The organism is Nonomuraea sp. LP-02 (genome assembly GCF_036289125.1).
Lineage (GTDB): Bacteria > Actinomycetota > Actinomycetes > Streptosporangiales > Streptosporangiaceae > Nonomuraea > Nonomuraea bangladeshensis.
The window spans coordinates 7,914,753-7,934,102 of the sequence record NZ_JAXCLK010000001.1 but is presented as its reverse complement, the minus strand read 5'-3'; the positions used below and the strand labels follow the sequence as shown (position 1 = coordinate 7,934,102).

19 protein-coding genes are annotated in these 19,350 nt (G+C 68.8%); 14 read left to right on the top strand and 5 right to left on the bottom strand.

Translation table 11 applies throughout. The annotated features are described in order from the left end of the window. Positions 1-414: 414 nt before the first annotated feature. From SMD20_RS37265 to SMD20_RS37255, 3 genes are all read left to right on the top strand, one after another. Positions 415-1,917, top strand: coding sequence for a trypsin-like serine peptidase (locus tag SMD20_RS37265; protein ID WP_329590276.1), 1,503 nt, complete (start codon positions 415-417; stop codon positions 1,915-1,917). Positions 1,918-2,340: 423 nt separating this feature from the next. Next, complete coding sequence (locus SMD20_RS37260; RefSeq protein WP_329590275.1) at positions 2,341-3,846, top strand: hypothetical protein; 1,506 nt, start codon at positions 2,341-2,343, stop codon at positions 3,844-3,846. A gap of 182 nt (positions 3,847-4,028) precedes the next feature. After that, positions 4,029-5,522 (top strand): hypothetical protein, encoded by a 1,494-nt coding sequence (locus SMD20_RS37255; protein ID WP_329590273.1) that lies wholly within the window; start codon positions 4,029-4,031, stop codon positions 5,520-5,522. Positions 5,523-5,581: 59 nt separating this feature from the next. Here the strand turns inward: SMD20_RS37255 and SMD20_RS37250 are convergent, their stop codons facing one another. Beyond that, positions 5,582-6,940, bottom strand: a complete 1,359-nt coding sequence (locus SMD20_RS37250; RefSeq protein WP_329590271.1) for a hypothetical protein — start codon at positions 6,938-6,940, stop codon at positions 5,582-5,584. Between the two features lie 274 nt (positions 6,941-7,214). Beyond that, positions 7,215-8,417 (bottom strand): NAD(P)-dependent malic enzyme, encoded by a 1,203-nt coding sequence (locus SMD20_RS37245; RefSeq protein ID WP_329590269.1) that lies wholly within the window; start codon positions 8,415-8,417, stop codon positions 7,215-7,217. 319 nt (positions 8,418-8,736) lie between these two features. On the opposite strand from SMD20_RS37245, the gene SMD20_RS37240 reads away from it, so the two are divergent. The 4 genes from SMD20_RS37240 to SMD20_RS37225 are packed head-to-tail and all read left to right on the top strand — an operon-like array spanning position 8,737 to position 11,657. Further along, entirely contained in the window at positions 8,737-9,600 is an 864-nt protein-coding gene (locus tag SMD20_RS37240) for an ABC transporter substrate-binding protein (protein ID WP_329590267.1), read from the top strand. 3 nt (positions 9,601-9,603) lie between these two features. Continuing rightward, entirely contained in the window at positions 9,604-10,431 is an 828-nt protein-coding gene (locus SMD20_RS37235) for an amino acid ABC transporter permease (RefSeq protein ID WP_329590264.1), read from the top strand. Beyond that, positions 10,428-11,171, top strand: a complete 744-nt coding sequence (locus SMD20_RS37230; RefSeq protein ID WP_329590262.1) for an amino acid ABC transporter ATP-binding protein — start codon at positions 10,428-10,430, stop codon at positions 11,169-11,171. Before SMD20_RS37235 ends, SMD20_RS37230 begins: the two co-directional genes overlap by 4 nt. Positions 11,172-11,228: 57 nt before the next feature. Continuing rightward, on the top strand, positions 11,229-11,657 hold the full coding sequence (locus tag SMD20_RS37225) for a CGNR zinc finger domain-containing protein (RefSeq protein ID WP_329590260.1): 429 nt from the start codon (positions 11,229-11,231) through the stop codon (positions 11,655-11,657). 68 nt (positions 11,658-11,725) lie between these two features. Here the strand turns inward: SMD20_RS37225 and SMD20_RS37220 are convergent, their stop codons facing one another. Continuing rightward, a complete protein-coding gene (locus SMD20_RS37220; protein WP_329590258.1) occupies positions 11,726-12,022 on the bottom strand; it encodes a S24 family peptidase in 297 nt (98 codons plus the stop codon). A gap of 88 nt (positions 12,023-12,110) precedes the next feature. Between SMD20_RS37220 and sodN the strand changes: the two genes are divergently transcribed. The 3 genes from sodN to SMD20_RS37205 all read left to right on the top strand — a co-directional run bounded on the left by sodN (position 12,111) and on the right by SMD20_RS37205 (position 13,874). Continuing rightward, complete coding sequence (sodN, locus tag SMD20_RS37215; protein WP_242375941.1) at positions 12,111-12,512, top strand: superoxide dismutase, Ni; 402 nt, start codon at positions 12,111-12,113, stop codon at positions 12,510-12,512. 127 nt (positions 12,513-12,639) lie between these two features. Continuing rightward, positions 12,640-13,077, top strand: coding sequence for an anti-sigma factor (locus SMD20_RS37210; protein WP_329590254.1), 438 nt, complete (start codon positions 12,640-12,642; stop codon positions 13,075-13,077). A 17-nt stretch (positions 13,078-13,094) separates the two neighbouring features. Continuing rightward, positions 13,095-13,874, top strand: a complete 780-nt coding sequence (locus SMD20_RS37205; protein WP_177240539.1) for an RNA polymerase sigma factor SigF — start codon at positions 13,095-13,097, stop codon at positions 13,872-13,874. Positions 13,875-13,917: 43 nt separating this feature from the next. Here the strand turns inward: SMD20_RS37205 and SMD20_RS37200 are convergent, their stop codons facing one another. Next, positions 13,918-14,313 carry a hypothetical protein gene (locus SMD20_RS37200; RefSeq protein ID WP_329590251.1) on the bottom strand — a complete coding sequence of 132 codons (396 nt, stop codon included), beginning with the start codon at positions 14,311-14,313 and terminating at the stop codon, positions 13,918-13,920. Between the two features lie 64 nt (positions 14,314-14,377). Here SMD20_RS37200 and SMD20_RS37195 point away from each other — a divergent pair, with 64 nt between their 5' ends. Together SMD20_RS37195 and SMD20_RS37190 are read left to right on the top strand one after the other, a co-directional pair. Continuing rightward, on the top strand, positions 14,378-15,355 hold the full coding sequence (locus tag SMD20_RS37195; RefSeq protein ID WP_329590249.1) for a diacylglycerol/lipid kinase family protein: 978 nt from the start codon (positions 14,378-14,380) through the stop codon (positions 15,353-15,355). A gap of 272 nt (positions 15,356-15,627) precedes the next feature. After that, the gene (locus SMD20_RS37190) at positions 15,628-15,882 is read left to right on the top strand and encodes a WhiB family transcriptional regulator (RefSeq protein WP_329590247.1); all 255 of its coding nucleotides are present in this window, start codon (positions 15,628-15,630) and stop codon (positions 15,880-15,882) included. 21 nt (positions 15,883-15,903) lie between these two features. Here SMD20_RS37190 and SMD20_RS37185 read toward each other — a convergent pair whose 3' ends face one another. After that, complete coding sequence (locus SMD20_RS37185; protein ID WP_329590246.1) at positions 15,904-17,376, bottom strand: histidine kinase N-terminal domain-containing protein; 1,473 nt, start codon at positions 17,374-17,376, stop codon at positions 15,904-15,906. 466 nt (positions 17,377-17,842) lie between these two features. Between SMD20_RS37185 and SMD20_RS37180 the strand changes: the two genes are divergently transcribed. Then, a complete protein-coding gene (locus tag SMD20_RS37180) occupies positions 17,843-18,562 on the top strand; it encodes a GntR family transcriptional regulator (RefSeq protein WP_091078782.1) in 720 nt (239 codons plus the stop codon). A 63-nt stretch (positions 18,563-18,625) separates the two neighbouring features. Continuing rightward, entirely contained in the window at positions 18,626-19,348 is a 723-nt protein-coding gene (bioD, locus tag SMD20_RS37175) for a dethiobiotin synthase (protein ID WP_329590241.1), read from the top strand. The last annotated feature ends 2 nt before the right edge of the window (positions 19,349-19,350 follow it).

Genomic DNA, 19,350 nt, shown 5'->3' with positions numbered 1-19,350 from the left:
CACAACCCGAGCCCTGCCAGGGGAACGCGAGGGCCTCCGCCGTCACGGCGGGGGCCCTCGCGCTGTTTTCTGTGAGTTCCGGACCGCTTCCTGAAGATCACCTGTGAAGATCAGGCGAAGTTAGACGGAACACACCCGATTTCGGTTCCTGTGATCTATGTCACATACTCGGCCCGACTGATCACTAACGGGACTTTCCTCCCGCAAGCCACAAACCCCATTTACCCTGCAAAAACAGCCGCAACACGGGACGGCCTCTGACAGATAACGACAAGGTAACGGGGGTAACGGCGCCTACCGAATCGTCCAGACCGGGTTTCACCTGCGGAGATCACCGCGCTATGTTCCTTGCAATCCCTTTACTGACGCATGGGCCGCGTGTTGCGACCCACGACAGACCAAGGAGCAGTTCCCTTGAAGCGCATCCTCATCCCCGCCGGTGGCGCCATCCTGGCTACCGGCCTTCTGGCCGCGGGCCTGGCCGGCTCGGCTCAGGCCAACTCCGACGTCGCCAAGGACAACATGGCGACCACGGCGGCCAACGCCAAGGCGATCGCCGAGTTCTGGGCGGAGAACAACGGTGCCGCCCTCAAGGCCGCCAAGGAGTCCAACGTCTGGGACAAGTCCGACGTGGCCAAGCTCCAGACCAAGGGTGGCTACAGCTCGGACACCAAGCCGGGCTCGACCGCCCCGATCGGCGAAGAGAAGAAGACCACCGCCAAGGTTCAGAACGTGAACCTGCCGAAGACCATCGGCAAGGTCTTCTTCGTCAACGGCAAGGGCGAGAAGAAGTGGTGCTCCGCCACTTCCCTCCAGTCCAAGTACCGCAACCTGGTCGCCACGGCGGGCCACTGCGTCTACGACACCGGCTCCAACAGCGATGTCATGAGCAAGTGGGTCTTCGTGCCGGGTTACTACCAGGGCAAGACGCCCTGGGGCATCTACGTGGGCAAGACCGCCTACACCCACTACGACTTCGACGTCTACGAGGACTACGACCGCGACTACGCGTTCGTCACCGTCTACAACGGTGTCTCCCTCGGTGGCGGTACCGCCAAGAAGGTAACCAAGTCCGCCTTTGACGCCCACACCGGCATCAAGGAAGCCAAGGACGTCGAGATCAGCCGGGAAGAGTTCCGCAAGGCGAAGCTCGACCCCACCTCCACCGACTCGGTCTGGGTCAAGCGTGGCGAGAAGGCCAAGCAGGTCGGCCCCGACTACCCGGGCGCCGTCGTGGAGAAGGTCGAGACCACCAAGGACAAGTACCGCATCGCCAGGGTCGGCAAGGGCCAGGGCTTCAAGTTCGGTGAGCCCATCACCGAGCAGGTCTCCAAGGCCGACTGGGACAAGTACAAGGGTCCCGGCGAGAAGAAGTCGGACAACCGCGGCAACTACACGATCACGCACTACTACGTGCAGTCGTGGGTCCTCCCGGGCTCGGACACCAAGTTCTACAAGACCGAGTTCTTCATCATCGAGGGCTTCGCCAAGGACGCCGGCCGCCTCGGCGACAACGTCGGCGGTCAGGGCTTCGCCTGGAACCAGCCGACCGGCAAGGCCGTCCGGGTGTTCGGCTACCCGGCCGCTCCTCACCCTGACGGCAACAAGAACTACACCGGCGTCACGCCGAAGTGGTGCTACGGCAACACCACCAAGAAGCTGGTCGGTTCCGCCGCCAAGAAGATCGAGGAGCACGTCGCCCTCAAGTGCGCCATGACCGAGGGCGCCGACGGTGGGCCGTGGCTGTACAAGTACAGCAACGCCAAGCGTCTCGGCTACGTCAACGGTGTCACCAGCACCTTCAACGACCAGGACGGCAACGGCCGCGTGGACTACATCTCGTCGCCGTACTTCGACGGCGAGACCAACACGGTCTACAAGGCTGCCGCCTCCAACTGGTCCGGCAAGATCGTCTAAGTGACATACCGCGACCGGTCGTGAACCGTTCGTAGCGAAGGGCCCGGCCTCCAGCCGGGCCCTTTCTGCGTTCCGGCCCGAATGCGAAGGGCTTTTGACGCACGCCGGGCCCAGACGGTGCCATCAGAGCAGTGTGATCTGCGTCACACTCATTGCGAAGCGTGGATCACGGGCGCGCGAGCGCCCCGCGGATCGCCCTCACAACGCCCTTATGTTGATCAGGGCAAATGACCGCAAGGGCCGCTTCCCTCGACTCCTGTGGACGAGCCGCTTAAACATCACAGAACGATTACGCCCGACTTGTCGCCTGTTTTCCTTCCAAAGCGACTACCCGAGCTCAAGATCAACACTGTATGTTCCTGGCTATCCCTTTACTGACGCATGGGACGCAAGAGGCGTTCCACGACAGCGCAAGGAGTTACCTTGAAGCGCATCCTCCTCCCCGCCGGTGGCGCCATCCTGGCCACCGGTCTGCTGGCTGCTGGTCTGGCCGGCACGGCTTCCGCCTCGGGTGTCGTCGACGACGCGCCGCTGACCCCGAACAACAAGGTCGCCGAGACCGTTGACTTCTGGTTCAAGGCGAACGGTGCTGCCCTCCGGGCCGCGTCGGTCTACCGCTACGACTACAAGGAAGTCAACAAGCTCGTCCAGAAGGGCGGCTACACCCCGGACACCAAGCCGGGCTCCACCGCCCCGATTGGCGAGGAGAAGAAGGCCACCGTCAAGGTCCAGAACGTGAACCTGCCGAAGACCATCGGTAAGGTGTTCTTCGAGGGCCGCGACGGCAAGCTGTACTGGTGCTCCGCCACCTCGATCCAGTCGACCTACCACAACCTGGTCGCCACCGCTGGTCACTGCGTGTACCAGACCGGTGCGAACGGGGACGTCCTCAACAAGTGGGTCTTCGTCCCGGGTTACTACCAGGGCAAGGCTCCGTGGGGCATCTACGTGGGCAAGCAGGCCTTCGCCCACTACGACTTCGCCACGTTCGAGGACTACGACAAGGACTACGCCTTCGTCACCGTCTACAACGGCATCACGCTGGGCGGCGGCGACGCGAAGAAGGTCACCAAGGCAGAGTTCGACGCGCACCAGGGCCTCAAGGAGGCCAAGGACGTCGAGATCTCCAAGGAGGAGTTCCTCAAGGGCAAGCTCGACCCGACCTCCACGGACTCCTACTGGGTGAAGCCCGGCCAGCACGGCAAGAAGGTTGGCCCGGACTACCCCGGCGCCGTTGTCGAGAAGGTCGAGACCACCAAGGACAAGTACTACCGCGGTGGCATCGGCAAGGGCGAGGGCTTCAAGTTCGGCGAGCCCATCGTCGAGTCGGTGTCCAAGCACGAGTGGCTGCGCTACCAGGGCCCGGGCGAGAAGGGCAAGGGTCCCGACAAGTTCGGTAACTACTCCATCACCCACTACTACATCCAGTCGTGGGTGGTGCCCGGCACCGACACCAAGTTCTTCAAGACCGAGTTCTACCTCATCGAGAACTTCGTCAAGGACGCGGGTCGTCTGGGCGACAACGTCGGTGGCCAGGGCTTCGCCTGGAACCAGCCGACCGGCAAGTACGTCCGTACCTTCGGGTACCCGGGTGGCGAGCACCCCGACGGCAACAAGCCCTACACGGGTGTCACGCCGAAGTGGTGCTACGGCAAGACCAGCACCAAGCGGACCGTGGTCGCGGCCATCAAGGCCGAGGAGCTCGTGTCCCTGAAGTGCGCCGTCACCCCCGGCTACAACGGCTCGCCGTGGCTGCTCAAGTACAGCAACGCCAAGCGTCTCGGCTACGTCAACGGTGTCACCTCCGCGGTGTTCGGCGACGTGGACGGCAACAACCGCTACGACACGATCTTCTCGTCGTACTTCGACGGCGAGACGGCCGCTGTCTACAAGGCTGCTGCCGCTCTGTGGTCCGGCAAGATGTCCTAATTCAGGACATCCTCTGGAGCTGGGGGTCCAAACCTCAGACCACCTGCTTTACCCGAAGGGCTCGGCTTTCGCCGGGCCCTTCGGCCTATCTGGAGACAAATCCGAGAAGGTCCCTTACCAGAACGATCAATGATCGATAGGGTCCTTACGCTGTTTCTTGACAACCGCCGTGGAGCCTCCCGTTGAAGCGCCTGCTCATCCCCCTCGCCGCCGCCGGCCTGACCGCCGCCACCTTCGCCTTTCCCGCCAGTGCCGAGCCGCACTGGGCCACCGATCCGCTCGCACCGAAGCCCGCTGACGCCTACAGCAGCGCGAACTTCTGGCTCGACGCCAACGGTGCCGCCCTGCGCAAGGCCACCCAGTACTACTGGGACTTCAAGGACGTGCCCAAGCTTGTGGGCGCGCAGAGCAAGACCCCCGACGACGGCAAGCCCGGCCTGACCGCACCCACCGGGTCCGTCGCCACCGCCACCAAGGTGAAGAACGTCAACCTGCCGAAGACCATCGGCAAGGTCTTCTTCATCGACCGCTCCGGCAAGTACCGCTGGTGCTCGGCCACCTCCATCCAGTCCCGCCACCGCAACCTGGTCGTCACCGCTGGCCACTGCGTCTACGAGCGCGGCAAGGACGTCTTCCGCAAGTGGGTCTTCATCCCCGGCTACTACCAGGGCAAGGCCCCCTGGGGCATCTACGTCGGCGCCTACGCCTTCACCGCCTACGACCTCGACACCTATGACGACTACGACGGCGACTACGCCTTCGTGGCCGTCCACAACGGCGTCGAGCTCGGCGCCGAGAAGGAGGTCCCGCTCAGCGAGTACAAGGCGTGGCAGGGCGACAAGTGGATCAAGCCGCGGGAGATCTCCAAGGAGGACTTCCTCAAGTGCCAGCTCAACCTCGGCGAGTGCTGGTCCGAGGGTGACGACAAGGCCGCCGACCTGGTCGGCCCCGACCACCCGGACGCGGTCCTGGAGAAGGTCGAGATCACCAAGGCGAAGTATGTCGCCGCCAAGGTCGGCAAGGGCCAGGGCTTCAAGTTCGGCGAGCCCGTCGTCGAGCAGGTGAGCAAGAAGGAGTGGGACGACTACAAGGGCCTGGGTGACAAGGGCACCGGCCCCGACAAGGCCGGCAACTACTCCATCACCCACTACTACACGCAGAAGTGGGTCAAGCCCGGCACGTCCCGCAAGTACTTCGAGGGCCACTACTTCATCGGCGTCGCCAAGGACCTCGGCCGGCTCGGTGACGTCGTCGGCGGCCAGGGCTTCGCCTGGAACCAGCCCATGGGCCAGAACGTCATCGCCTTCGGCTACCCGAGCGCCCCGCACCCCGACGGCGACAAGCCCTACACCGGCTTGACGCCGAAGTACTGCATGGGCAAGACCGCCACGAAGACGTACCAGATCAACACCTTCAAGGTGGAGACCCACCAGGCGCTCAAGTGCTCGATGACGCCGGGCGCCGACGGCGGCCCCTGGCTGATCAAGTACAACAACAACAAGCGCACCGGTTACGTCAACGGCGTGACGAGCACCTTCGCCGACCAGGACGGCAACAACCGGATCGACTTCATCAGCTCGCCGTACTTCGACGGCGAGGTCGCCGACGTCTACAACCAGGCGAGCCTGGCCGAGACGAAGGCCATCGTGAGCCCGAAGGGCGAACTGCTGCAGTAGCGACCCGGCAGAGCGGCCCGGAGCGTCCAGCGTGGACGCTCCGGGCCGTTCCGCTTTCGTCAGACCGCGGCGAGCTGGCGGGTGGCCTCGTGCAGCTCTGCCACGGCCCCCTCATGTTTGTACGGCTCCAGCCGCCGCCGCAGGTCCGCGGCGTAGGACCGGGACCGGGCGGACTGGAGCTCGCCGGCCAGCGACAGGGCCCTGGAGGCGACCACGCAGGACTGCTCCAGCTCCCCGCACTGCAGCAGCCCGGCCGACAGCAGGGACAGGTTGAACATGCGCCCCCGCACGAAGCGGGAGTCCATGTCGAGCGAGCGCCGCGCGTGGTGGACGGTCCGGCGCCCGTCACCGAGGTCGCGGAAGCAGTGGGCGAACTTGGCGGACAGGTAGGCCTCGTCGAAGTAGCCGAGCCACGAGGGCTCGTCGGCGGGCCTGCGGACCTCGAAGGAGTGCTCGGCCTGGTTGAGCGAGGCGCCGCAGGCGCGGGAGTCGCCCCGCACCGCGTGCGCGTGCGCCTCCAGGACGTGCGCGGAGGCCAGCAGGGTGCCGACGCCCGCGCCGCGGGCCGCTAGCTGGGCCGCCCGCGCGAGGTCGAGCGCGTGGTCCGGCTGGCCCATGTAGATGGCCTGGTGGGCCATGCCGGCCAGGATCTCGCCGCCGAGGGTCTGGTCGCCGGCGCCCCTGGCCAGGCGGAGCGCCTGGATGAGGTAGCGCTGCGCGAGACCGTGCTGCTCCATGTCGTAGGCCATCCAGCCGGCCAGCCGGGTCAGCTCGGCGGCGGCCGCCGCGAGCTGCCGGCCGGTGGCGTCGCCGTAGAGGCCGTCCTTGAGCAGCGGCGTGACGGCGGTGTCGAGATATTTGATGACGGACGAGCGGACCCGGCCGCTGCCGAAACGATTGTCGAGCTCCCCGAAGGACCGGGTCACCTCGTGGATGGCGGCGATGTCGGCGCGGCCGACGCGCCGCGCTCCGCCGCCGCTCGGGCGTCCCTCGGGTGGGGACGTCAGCCAGCGGACGGCTCCGACCGAGCCTGCTCCGATGGCGAAGGTCGAGTCGATCAGGAACCGCCGTCTTTCCACGTCGGCCCGCCACAGCGCGGTCACAGTCGCGACCCCCTCCTGCCAGGTGTGCGTGAACTCCTGTCCGAGATCGAGGGGCGTGATGACGGCGGGCATGCCCAGGTCTTCCGTGGTGACCGGCCTGCCCAGGCGCATCGCGAAGATCTCCGTGAGCAGTCCGGGGACCGGGTCCCTCGGTCGCTGGCCACCGATCCAGCGCAGCACCGAACTATGGTCATATTTGAGGCCCGGAGTGCCGCGGGCGGCACCCAGGTCGTTGAGGCGCCTGGCCAGTCCCTTGTGGGAGAAACCCGCCTCCGCGATGAGCTGCTGCAGCAGTCGGTTGGGCTCGCGTTCCATCGCTCTCCTCTGCACAGGAGTCGGCGCCCACGGTCATTACAGAGAGCTACAGTTATAGCACCTTGGGTAAAGGATGAGGACCGTTCTCAAAGGTTGCCCCAACTCTCTGCAACAACTTCCCGCAGCAGCTTCCTGCAGCCCGGCCGTCACCGGCTCCACGCGGCGGCGGGCGGGGCCCGCAAGAGCCCCGCCCGCCGAAAGACCGCTGGAAGACCGCTGGAAGTCCGCTGGAAGTCCGCTCGAAGTCCGCTCGAAGTCCGCTGCGACGAGCCGATCAGAGACGGGCGACCCCGTCGGCCCGCGCCTGGGCGGCCACCGCGGCGGTGACGGCGGGCGCGACGCGCTCGTCGAAGGGACTCGGGATGACGTACGTCGCGGCGAGGTCGTCGCCCACGACGGCGGCGAGCGCGTCGGCCGCGGCCACCTTCATGTTCTCGGTGATCGTGGAGGCCCGCACGTCGAGCGCGCCCCGGAACACGCCGGGGAAGGCCAGCACGTTGTTGATCTGGTTGGGGAAGTCCGAGCGGCCGGTCGCGACGACCGCGGCGTGCCGGGCGGCGGCCTCGGGGTGGACCTCGGGAGTGGGGTTGGACAGGGCGAAGACGATCGAGCCGTCGGCCATGGAGGCGATGGCCTGCTCGCTGACCGTCGAGCCGGACAGGCCGACGAACACGTCGGCGCCGGCCAGGGCCTCCTCCGTGGAGCCGGTGAGCCCGGCCCTGTTGGTGTCGCGGGCGAGCGCCTCCTTGACCGGGTTGAGCCCTTCCCTGCCCTGGTAGATCAGGCCCTTGGAGTCGGAGACCGCGATGTCACCGATGCCGGCCTCCAGCAGGATGCGGGTCACCGCGACGCCGGAGGCGCCCGCGCCCGCGACGACCGCCCGCAGGTCGCCGAGGGTCCGGCCGGTCAGCCGGGCGGCGTTCTGGAGCGCGGCGAGCACCACGATGGCGGTGCCGTGCTGGTCGTCGTGGAAGACGGGGATGTCGAGCAGGTCGCGCAGGCGGGCCTCGACCTCGAAGCAGCGCGGCGCGCTGATGTCCTCGAGGTTGATGCCGCCGAACGAGGGCGCGAGCCGCGCCACGGTCTCGACGAGCGCGTCGACGTCGGTGCAGTCGAGGCAGATGGGCACGGCGTCGACGCCGCCGAACTCCTTGAACAGCAGCGCCTTGCCCTCCATGACCGGCATGGCGGCCGCCGGGCCGATGTCCCCGAGGCCGAGCACGGCGGTGCCGTCGGAGACCACGGCGACGACCCTGGAGGCCCAGGTGTAGTCGTGGGCGAGCGCCGGCGTCTCGGCGATGGCGGTGCAGACCCGGGCGACGCCGGGCGTGTAGGCGAGCGACAGGTCGTCGGCGTCGCGGACGGGAATGGTGGAGCGGATCTCGATCTTGCCGCCGCGGTGCAGCGCGAAGGCGGGATCGAGATCGAGATTCTCGACGGACGAGGAACCTGGCGCAGAAGCGGGCGTGACAGCCACAGCGACCCCTGGAGTCATCGGAAGCGGAACAACCTTCGGCGGATGATCGCGAGCGGGATGGCTTCTGTAGCTGCCAGGGTCCCCTCGGCGTCATCTCGTGATGGGGGTTCGGGGGTCACCCGTCACCCCATAGTGCCACATCGTGAGACGGTGGTCCGAGCCAGCGTCCCCGCTGGGGCACCATGGGGCAGCCGGATGGACGGTTCGAGACCGTTCTGTTGACGCACCGTTAAACCGCTGATGACGGAACGGCGCAAAATCGCATCTAAACTGCACAAAACGCAAGTTCTGTGGCTTTTCACTTCCTAGGAGGCCGTACATGGCCCTCAGCCCCAAGGGCCGCCGTGGCTACGCCGCCGGCGCGCTCGCCCTGACCGCCGCTCTCGCCCTGTCCGCGTGCGGCAGCGACTCCGGGTCGGGCGGCGCCGACACCAGCGCCAGCGCCGGCACCGGCTCGGGCGCCGCAGCGGTGAAGCTGGTGCAGCCCGGCAAGCTCACGGTCTGCACCAACATCCCCTACGAGCCGTTCCAGTTCAAGGACGCGAGCGGCAACGTCGTCGGCTTCGACGTCGACATCGTCGACCTCGCCGCCAAGAAGCTCGGCGTCACCCAGAACATCGTGGACATCGACTTCGCGGTGATCAAGAGCGGCGCCGCCATGGCCGCCGGCAAGTGCGACGTGGCCGCGGCGGGCATGACCATCACCCCCGAGCGGGCCCAGAACATCACCTTCTCCGACCCGTACTTCGACGCCACGCAGGCCCTGCTGGCCAAGAAGGGCACGGGCGCGAAGTCCCTGGAGGACGTCAAGGCGAAGGGCCTCAAGCTCGGCGCCCAGGCCAGCACCACCGGCCTCGACTACGCCAAGAAGCAGGGCTTCAACCCGACCGAGTACGCCGACTCCCCCAAGGAGCTGCTGGCGCTCCAGGCCGGCCAGGCCGACGTCATCATCCAGGACCTGCCGGTCGTGCTCACCTGGCTGAAGAAGCCGGAGGTCGCCGAGAAGTTCGAGCTGATCGCCAGCCTCGACACCGGCGAGCAGTACGGCATCGGCATGAAGAAGGACGCCGACCCGACCCTCGTCAAGACCATCAACGAGGAGCTCGCCAAGGCCAAGCAGGACGGCACCTACGAGAAGATCTACGTGAAGTGGTTCGGCAAGAAGCCCGGCGAGCTGGGCTGATCCATGACCGACCTGCCCAAGACGGCTGAGCCTGCCCGCGCCAGGCTCAGCCCGCGGAAGAAGCAGCAGATCAGCCGCGCCGCCCAGTACGCCGTGCTGGTCGTCGCGCTGGTCGCCGTCATCCTGTACGCCGACTGGGGCAGCCTGGCGCAGAACTTCGCCAAGCCCGACGTGGCCGGGCACGCGCTGCCCGAGCTGTTCACGGTCGCGCTGCGCAACACGATCATCTACGCGGTCGGCGGGTTCGTCTTCGCGTTCGTGCTGGGGCTGGTGCTGGCCCTGATGCGGCTGTCGCAGGTGCGGCCGTACCGGTGGATCGCGATCGTCTACATCGAGATCTTCCGTGGCCTGCCCGCGCTGCTGATCTTCCTGATGATCACCTTCCTGCCGCTGGCGCTGCCCGGCTTCCAGGTGCCCTTCGGCACGTACGGGCAGGGCATCCTCGGCCTCGGCCTGGTCGGCGCCGCCTACCAGGCGGAGGTCTTCCGCGCGGGCCTGCAGGCCGTGCCCAAGGGCCAGACGGAGGCGGCCAGGTCGCTCGGCATGTCCGCCACCCGCGCCCAGGTCACGGTGATCATCCCGCAGGCCATCAGGATGGTCATCCCGCCGACCACGAACCAGTTCGTGGCGCTGCTCAAGGACTCCTCCCTGGTGCTGTTCCTGGGCGTGTCCGGCGAGTACGTCGAGCTGGCCAAGTTCGGCAACGACCTGGCCTCCCAGTACGCCAACGCCACGCCGATCATGGTGGCGGGCGTGACGTACCTGATCGTCACCATCCCGCTGGGATACCTCGCCTCCCGGCTGGAGGGGCGCAAGGGGAGGAAGCGATGACGCACGCCATCGAGATCGCGGACCTGCACAAGTCCTTCGGCGACAACCAGGTGCTCCAGGGCATCGACCTGACCGTCGAGCCCGGCCAGGTGGTGTGCGTCATCGGCCCGTCGGGCTCGGGCAAGTCCACGCTGCTGCGCTGCGTGAACCTGCTGGAGACGCCCACCAAGGGCAAGGTCTTCGTGGAGGGCGTCGAGGTCACCGACCCCGACGTGGACCTCGACGCGGTACGCCGCCGCATCGGCATGGTCTTCCAGCAGTTCAACCTGTTCCCGCACATGACCGCGCTGCAGAACGTCATGATCGCCCAGCAGCGGGTGCTGAAGCGGAGCAGGAGCGAGGCCGAGGCCATCGCCAGGGAGAACCTGGAGAAGGTGGGCGTCAGCGACAAGTGCGACACCCATCCGGGCCAGTTGTCGGGCGGGCAGCAGCAGCGCGTCGCGATCGCCCGCGCCCTGGCCATGAACCCCGACCTCATGCTCTTCGACGAGCCCACCTCGGCGCTCGACCCCGAGTTGGTCGGCGACGTGCTCGCCGTCATGCGCAAGCTGGCGGAGGAGGGCATGACCATGCTCGTGGTCACCCACGAGATGGGTTTCGCCCGCGAGGTGGCCGACCGGGTGGTGTTCATGGACGGCGGCGTCGTGGTCGAGGACGGCCCGGCGTCCCAGGTGATCGGCGACCCCGCCCAGGAGCGGACGAAGACGTTCCTGCGGCGCGTGCTGCACCCCGAGGGCTGATCCCGGTGGGGGCTCCGGCGCGGGCCGGAGCCCCCACCGGACGTGTAATACTCCGGCATGGACCTGACCTCTTACGCCGCGTGGGCGGTCCGGCTCGTCAACGATCTCGTGCCGCCGCCCGAGCTGATCCGGCTGCGCCAGGAGCTGGCCGAGGTCTTCGACGTGGCCGGCGACGAACGGGCCGTGGCCGAGCGGCTCAACGCCCTGCTCGTACGCTATCCCGTACGGCCCCAGCTCTCGGCCCACGACGGCGGGCCCTGGCACCTGCACCTGGCCGAGGACCCGGCGGCCACCGCGGTGATGGGCCTCGCCGCGGTCGTCGCGGAGCTGGGCGCGGACCGGCTGGGCCGCTGCCGCGAGCCGCGCTGCGGCCGGGCCTTCCTCGACACCTCGTCCAACCGCTCCCGCCGCTACTGCTCGGCCCGCTGCGCCAGCCGCGCCAACGTGGCCGCCTACCGGGCCCGCCGCCGCCAGGAGACGCCCTGAGCCGTCCTGAGCCGCGCCGGGCCAACCGGGGCCTCACCGGGCCACCCTGGGCCGCCCTGGGGCCGCCGTCACCGCCGCCGGCGGACCAGCGGCCAGTACCGCAGCACGACACGCCCCACGATGTCGTGGACCGGCCCGAAATCCCAGCTGTCACGCCGGCCGCTCGCCCGCTGGTTGTCGCTCTCCAGCCACCATCCGTCCGCTCCGTGCCACTGCGCCCGTTTTACGATGAGCCGTTCGGGATCGCCGGGCAGCCGGGCGACGACGAGGTCACCGGGGCGCACGGGGGCGTTCCTGCGGACGAGGAGCCAGTCGCCGGGGACCAGACCGGGCCGCATCGAATCGCCCTCGACACGCACTCTCATGGGCTCTACCCCCCACTCCGCCGCCTTCCGGACCCGAGTAAGGTCGGTTGTGGACCAAGCTGATTCAGCATCCAGGAAGGACTTTCCGATGCTCGCACGACTGCTACGACCCAAGCACGTCGCCTCCGCGCACTGCGACCTGCCCTGCGGGGTCTACGACCCCGCCCAGGCCCGCATCGAGGCCGAGTCGGTCAAGGCAATCATGGAGAAGTACGCGGCCAACGAGGACCCGGTGTTCCGGGGCCGCGCGCTGCACATCAAGGAGGAGCGCGCTGAGCTGGTCAAGCACCACCTCTGGGTGCTCTGGACCGACTACTTCAAGCCGCCGCACCTTGAGCAGTACCCTCAGCTCCACCAGCTCTTCTGGGACGCCACGAAGCTCGCGGGCGCCGCGGGCGCCAAGGGCACGGTCGACGTCGCCAAGGCGGACGAGCTGCTGGGCAAGATCGACGAGATCTCCAAGATCTTCTGGGAGACCAAGGCCGCCTAAAACGGCACAAAGGCTCTGCGCGGTCCACGACCGCGCAGAGCCTTTTCTGTAGATGGCGAGTCTGATTCGTCCAAGCGCCTCTCCGGGGCGGTAAGTTGCAGTTGGCGTCGGATATGCGAGGAGGAACGTGACCGAGGAAACCGAGACGCGCGCGCAGGGCGTGGCCGGCATCCGCGACGTGGTGAGCATCCGGCTCCCCGCCGCGAGCGCCTACCTGTCCGTGCTGCGTACGGCCACCGCCGGGCTGGCGGCGCGGCTGGACTTCACGCTGGACGAGATCGAAGACCTGCGGATCGCGGTCGACGAGGCGTGCGCCATGCTGCTCAACGAGGCGGTGCCCGGCACCGACCTCACCGCCGAGTTCGAGCTGACCGGGCAGGAGATGCAGGTCAGGGTCGAGGTGGCGACGGTCGGAAGTTCCGCGCCCAAGCGTGACGACTTCGCCTGGATGGTGCTCACCGCGCTGGCCGACGACGTCGACGCGGTGACCGACAGCGCCGACCGCATGGCCATCGTCCTCCGTAAGCGCCGAGGAACGGCCCAGAGCACGGCGGGGCCGGCGTGACGGAAAGGACTGGAGCCATGGCCACCAGCGAACACGCCGTGCCCGACAGGGTGCGCGCCCGCCAGCTCTTCGCCGAGCTGGCCGAGCTGGGCCCCGAGGAGCCGCGCCGTCAGCGCATCAGGGACGAGCTGGTCGAGCTTCACCTTCCCCTGGTCGAATACCTGGCTCGCCGCTTCCGCAACAGGGGCGAGTGGCTGGACGACCTGACCCAGGTCGCCACCATCGGTCTGATCAAGTCCATCGACCGTTTCGACCTCAACCGCGGTGTGGAGTTCTCCACCTACGCCACGCCCACCATCGTCGGCGAGATCAAGCGGCACTTCCGCGACAAGGGCTGGGCGGTCCGCGTGCCGCGCCGCCTGCAGGAGCTGAAGCTCTCGCTGACCAAGGCCATAAGCGACCTGTCGCAGCGCGAGGGCCGCGCCCCGACGGTCGCCGAGCTGGCCGCCTACCTCAAGATGACCGAGGAGGAGGTGCTGGAGGGGCTTGAGTCGGCCAACGCCTACTCGACGGTGTCCCTCGACGCGCCCGACTCCGGCGACGACGACGCCCCCGCGGTGTCCGACTCGCTCGGCATCGTGGACGAGTCGCTGGAAGGCGTCGAATACCGCGAGTCGCTCAAGCCGCTGCTGGAGCGGCTGCCGCCGCGCGAGAAGCGCATCCTGCTGCTGCGGTTCTTCGGCAACATGACGCAGTCGCAGATCGCCACCGAGCTCGGCATCTCACAGATGCACGTCTCCCGCCTGCTCGCCCGCACCCTCGCCCAGCTGCGCGAGGGTCTGACAGCCGAGGACTGACGGGTCAGGGCTGCTCGGGAGCGTCGGTGAGACGGCCGGGCAGCTAGGCCGCGTGCTGCTCGTCGCCGTAGAGCGCGTGCGTGGTGGGGGGCGCCAGCAACGCGACCAGCCCCGCCAGCACGGCCACCAGCAGCGGGACACCGAACTGCGGCAGGTCCGACTCGAAGAGCGTGTAGATCACCGGCAGCAGGAAGATCTGCGCCACCACGCCGGGCGCGCGGCCCCACCGCTCCATCCTGAACAGCCCGCCCCAGGCCACCCAGAGCAGCCCGGCGCCGATCAGCACCCCGAACGCCGCCTCGGCGATCGCGCTCGTCAGGTTGCCGGGCTTGCCGACCACGGTCTCGACGGCGACGAAGACGCCCAGGCCGAGGGCGAGCAGCCCTTCCAGGCTGACGACGACGGCGGCGATCACGAGGGTGAGCGGACGACGGTTCACGCCCCGTACCCTACCTCGCCGAGGCCACTGAAGCGGGTCCCCGATCACGGGCTACGCTGGCGGCATGCGCGCGATGCTGCTGGTGAACCCCAAGGCCACGACCACGAACGCCCGCACGAGGGACGTCCTCATCCGCGCGCTCGGCGCGGCCGTGGAGCTCGCCGTCGAGGAGACCCGCTACCGCGGGCACGCCGCCCGCCTGGCGGCGACCGCGCGCGACAAGGGCTACGACGTGGTGGCCGTGCTCGGCGGCGACGGCACCATCAACGAGACCGTCAACGGCCTGCTCAACCCGGTCAACGGTGACCTGCCGCCCGCGACGCAGGACGTGCCGGACGACCCCAGCACCCGCCGTCCGGCGCTCATCGTCATCCCCGGCGGCAGCGCCAACGTCTTCGCCCGCGCCCTCGGCCTGCCCAACGACCCGGTCGAGGCCACCGGCGCGGTGCTGGAGGCGCTGCGCGAGGGCCGCCGGCGGACGGTGGGCCTGGGCCAGGCCCTCTGGGAGGGCCAGAGCCGCTATTTCACGTTCTGCGCGGGGATGGGCTATGACGCCGAGGTCGTACGGGCCGTGGAGGGCCTGAGAGGCACCGGCAGGAAGGCTACCCCTACCCGGTATGTGAACACCGCTCTACGGCACTATCTGGCCACGGACAAGCGGCATCCCGCGATGACGGTGACCGGCCCCGGCATCCCGGCGGCCGAGGGCGTCTTCATGGCGATCATCTCCAACACCTCGCCGTGGACGTACGTCGGCACCAGGCCCGTCCGCCCCACCCCGTGGGCGAGCTTCGAGACCGGCCTCGACCTGCTCGGGCTGCGCCGGATGGGCCCGGTCGCGCTCACGCCCCTGATCCAGCACATGCTCACGGAGAGTGAGACCCTTCCGTCGGGGAAACATCTCGTTCAACTGCACGACGAGGCCGGGTTCACGCTCACCGCCCGCCGTCCCGTGGCCTTTCAGCTGGACGGCGACTACCTGGGCGAACGCGAGTCAGTGACCTTCCGGTCTACCCCGAACGCATTACAACTGTTGGTCTAGCTGGTTACATTCGGTCATTGTGTGACGCATCCGACATCCATAACGGCCAAAACTTCGCGCAAACCCTCTTGCGTGCACTCAGCGTGGCTGACAGGCTCAGACTGACGTCGGAACGTAGGACCTTTAACAACCCCTAGGCCCTTCGACCGTCAGCGGACGACCCCGGTCCTCGACAGGATTCGGGCCATCGTTCGCTGGAGTTAGTGAAACTCTTCACAAAGTAGTAGCCGCACGGAGCCGACCAAAGGCTTCATCTACTAAGGAGTGGACGCATGGACTGGCGCCACCGAGCTGCCTGCCGTGACGTGGACCCCGAGCTGTTCTTCCCGATCGGCAACACCGGCCCCGCCCTCATGCAGATCGAGGAGGCCAAGCAGGTGTGCCGTTCCTGCCCGGCCGTCGACGCCTGCCTGAAGTGGGCCCTCGAGTCCGGCCAGGACGCCGGCGTATGGGGCGGCCTGAGCGAGGACGAGCGCCGCGCGCTCAAGCGCCGCGCCGCCCGTGCCCGCGCCCGCGCGACCGCCTGACCCCCACCTTCGCAAGCGACCTCAACCGCTCGCCGGCCGCGGGATCGAGAGCACGACCTCGGTGCCGCCCGCGGGGCGCGGCTGTACGGACAACTTTCCCGACAGCTCCCCCTCGACCAGCGTACGGACGATCTGCAGCCCCAGACTGGTGCTGCTGTCGAGGTCGAAGCCCTCGGGCAATCCCTGCCCGTCGTCCCAGACGGTGACGTTGAGCCGGTCGAGCGCCGGCTCCACCACCACCTCCAGCCGCCTTGGGCGTCCGTGTTGCAGCGCGTTCTGCAGCAACTCGGTCAGCGCCATGGCCAGCGGCGTGGCGATGAGGGACGGCAGCACCCCGAACGCCCCCACCCTGCGCGGCGTCACCGCCGCCTCCGCCGCCGAGACCTCGCCGGCCATCGCGATGACGCGGTCGGCGATCTCGTCGAAGTCGACGAACTCCTCGGGCGCGTGCGACAAGGTCTCGTGCACGATCGCGATGGACCCGACCCGGCGCACGGCCTCCTCCAGCGCCTCGCGGCCCTCGGGCACCTGCAGGCGGCGGGCCTGGAGCCGGAGCAGCGCCGCCACCGTCTGCAGGTTGTTCTTCACCCGGTGGTGGATCTCGCGGATCGTGGCGTCCTTGGTCATGAGCTCGCGTTCGCGCCGCCGCAGCTCGGTGACGTCCCTGATGAGCACGAGCGCGCCGATGCGGCCGCCGCCCACGATCAGCGGAATGGCCCTGAGCTGCACCGTCGTGCCGCCCGACTCGACCTCGGTCTCCTTGGCCGCCCGGCCGCTGGCCACGATCATGAGGTCTTCGTTGATCGGCTCGTCGGAGTAGCACAGCGTCGCGGTGACCGGGCCCAGCTCGGAGCCGACCAGGTCGGCGTGCAGGCCGAGCCGGCGGTAGGCGGACAGGGCGTTCGGCGAGGCGTAGGTGACGCGCCCCGCCCGGTCCAGGCGGAGCAGGCCATCGCCAACCCGCGGCGAGCGGACCAGGATCGGTTCCTCCCCCGAGAACGGGAAGCGCCCCTCGGCCACCATCTGCGCCAGGTCGGAGGCGCTCTGCAGGTAGGTCAGCTCCAGCCGGGAGGGCGTGCGGGCCGAGGACAGGTTGGTGGAGCGCTGGATGACGGCCAGGAAGCGGCCCTCGCCGCCCTCGACGGCGCGCCGGACCGGGATCGTCTCCTCCCTGACCGGCACGCCCGTGGACCAGTCGGGGTCGCCCTCGCGGCAGATGCGGCGCTCGTTCCACGCGGTGTCGATGAGGGCCCGCTCGCCCTTGGCCGCCACGCTGCCGACGATGTCGTCGTGGTAGACGGTGGGGCCGGTCGTCGGGCGCATCTGGGCGATCGCGATCCAGCCGCTCTCCCCCGCCAGCGGCGCCCACAGGACGAGGTCGGCGAAGGACAGGTCGGCGAGCAGCTGCCAGTCGGAGACCAGCGAGTGCAGCCAGTCGAGATCCGCCTCGTCAAGAGCGGTATGGCGGGCGACGAGGTCGCTGAGAGTCGGCACGAGTGCATCATGCGTGCTTTTCCCCGCCACGACCAAACCGGCGGCCGTCCGGATTGTGAGGATTTAATGGCGTGTGGAGGGAGCACCGCCGTTCATTTGCCGGACTCCTTTGGGCAATCTCATATTGTGAGAGTCGTCACATCGGCCAAGTCGCCCTTAGCCCCCGGCGCGGGCAGGCCGGAGGTGGTCACCACGGTCACGCGACAGCGCCACCCCGCTGGTCAGGCCGCGGCGAGGCGGGCCGAGGGCGCCGGCGCGGCGGCCTCGGTTGCGGGGAGCCTCGCTGCTGTGGATATCCTTCACCATCAGCCTGAGCAGCCCGGATTCGTGCGTGCCCGGCACCGTACGCGCTCGGTGCCGACCGGCCGCCGCCGCCCGCGGTTGACCTCCTTGGCCAATGTGGGTTCCGATGATCTCGCGGTGATCAGACACGCCTCACCGCCGTGGCAGAAGTGAAGGTGAGCGCGTGACAGACGACAGCCCCCGCGTTCCGAAGTACTACGACGTCAAACGGGCCCTGCTGGAGCTGACCAAGAGTCTGCCGCCGGGCACCGCCCTGCCGCCCGAGCGCACCCTCGCCGTGCGCTTCGAGACCTCCCGCACCACCGTCCGGCAGGCGCTGACGGAGCTGGTGGTCGAGGGGCGGCTGCTGCGCATCCAGGGCAAGGGCACGTTCGTGGCGCAGCCGAAGGTGGCGCAGGTGCTGCAGCTCACCTCGTACATCGGCGACCTGCGCACCGCCGGCCTGGAGCCCGACACCAAGATCCTGGAGATGGGCTACATCACGGCCGACGAGGCCCTCGCCCGCCGCCTGGCCATCAACCCCGGCGGGCGCGTGCTGCGCATCCACCGCCTGCGCCTGGCCAACGGCGAGCCGGTCTCCATCGACACCACCCACCTGTCCGCCCGCCGCTTCCCCCGGCTGCGGCGCGAGCTGGAGGTCCACTCCTCGCTGTACGAGACCCTCCACAACGCCTACAACGTGCGCCTGACGGACGCCGAGGAGATCATCGAGACCGTGCTCGCCACCCCGTACGACGCCAAGGCGCTCGGCGTGGACGTCGGCCTGCCGATGCTCCTGCTCACCCGGCACGCCTTCGACGCCGACGGCCACCCGGTCGAATGGGCCCAGTCGCTCTACCGGGGCGACCGCTACAAGTTCGTCACCCGCCTGCGCCGCCCCTGACGCCGCCGCGTGGCGCGCGTCCACGGGGCCGGGTCGGGCGCCGGCCGCGTCTAGGCTGGCCGGGTGAGCGTTCTGATCGTCACAGGGACCGGCGAGGCGGTGGGCAAGACCGTGGTGACGGCCGCCGTGGCCGCGCTCGCGCGGGCCCGGGGCGCGGGAGTGGCCGTGGTCAAGCCCGCCCAGACCGGGCTGGCCGCCGGCGCGCCCGGCGACCTCGACACGGTGATGCGGCTGTCGGGGGTGACGACGACGTTCGAGCCCGGCCGTTTCGCCGAGCCGCTCTCCCCGGCCGCGGCGGCGCGGGCGGCGGGCCTGCCGCCGGTGTCCATGCCGGCGGTGGCGCTGCTGGTGCGCGAGCTGGCCGAGAGCAACCGGCTGGTGCTCGTGGAGGGCAGCGGCGGGCTGCTGGAGCGCTACGACGAGGACGGCGCCACGATCGCCGACCTCGCGCGGCTGCTGAGCGCGCAGGTGCTCGTGGTGTCCGGCTCAGGGCGCGGGGCGGTCAACCACGCCGCGCTGACCCTGGAGGCGCTGGCCCACCGGGGGCTCGACCTCACCGGGCTGGTCATCGGGCGCTGGCCGGCGGAGCCCGGCCCGGTCGAGCGCAGCACGGCGGCGGATCTGGAGATGCTGGCGGCGCGGCCCCTGGCCGGCGCGCTCCCTGACGGCGTGGGCGCCCTCGGCGCGGAGGCGTTCGCGGACGTGGCCCGCCGGAGTCTCGGTCCCACGCTGGGCGGCGCGTTCGACCCGTCGGCGTTCCGCCAGCTGATCGGGGGGTGGGGCTAGCC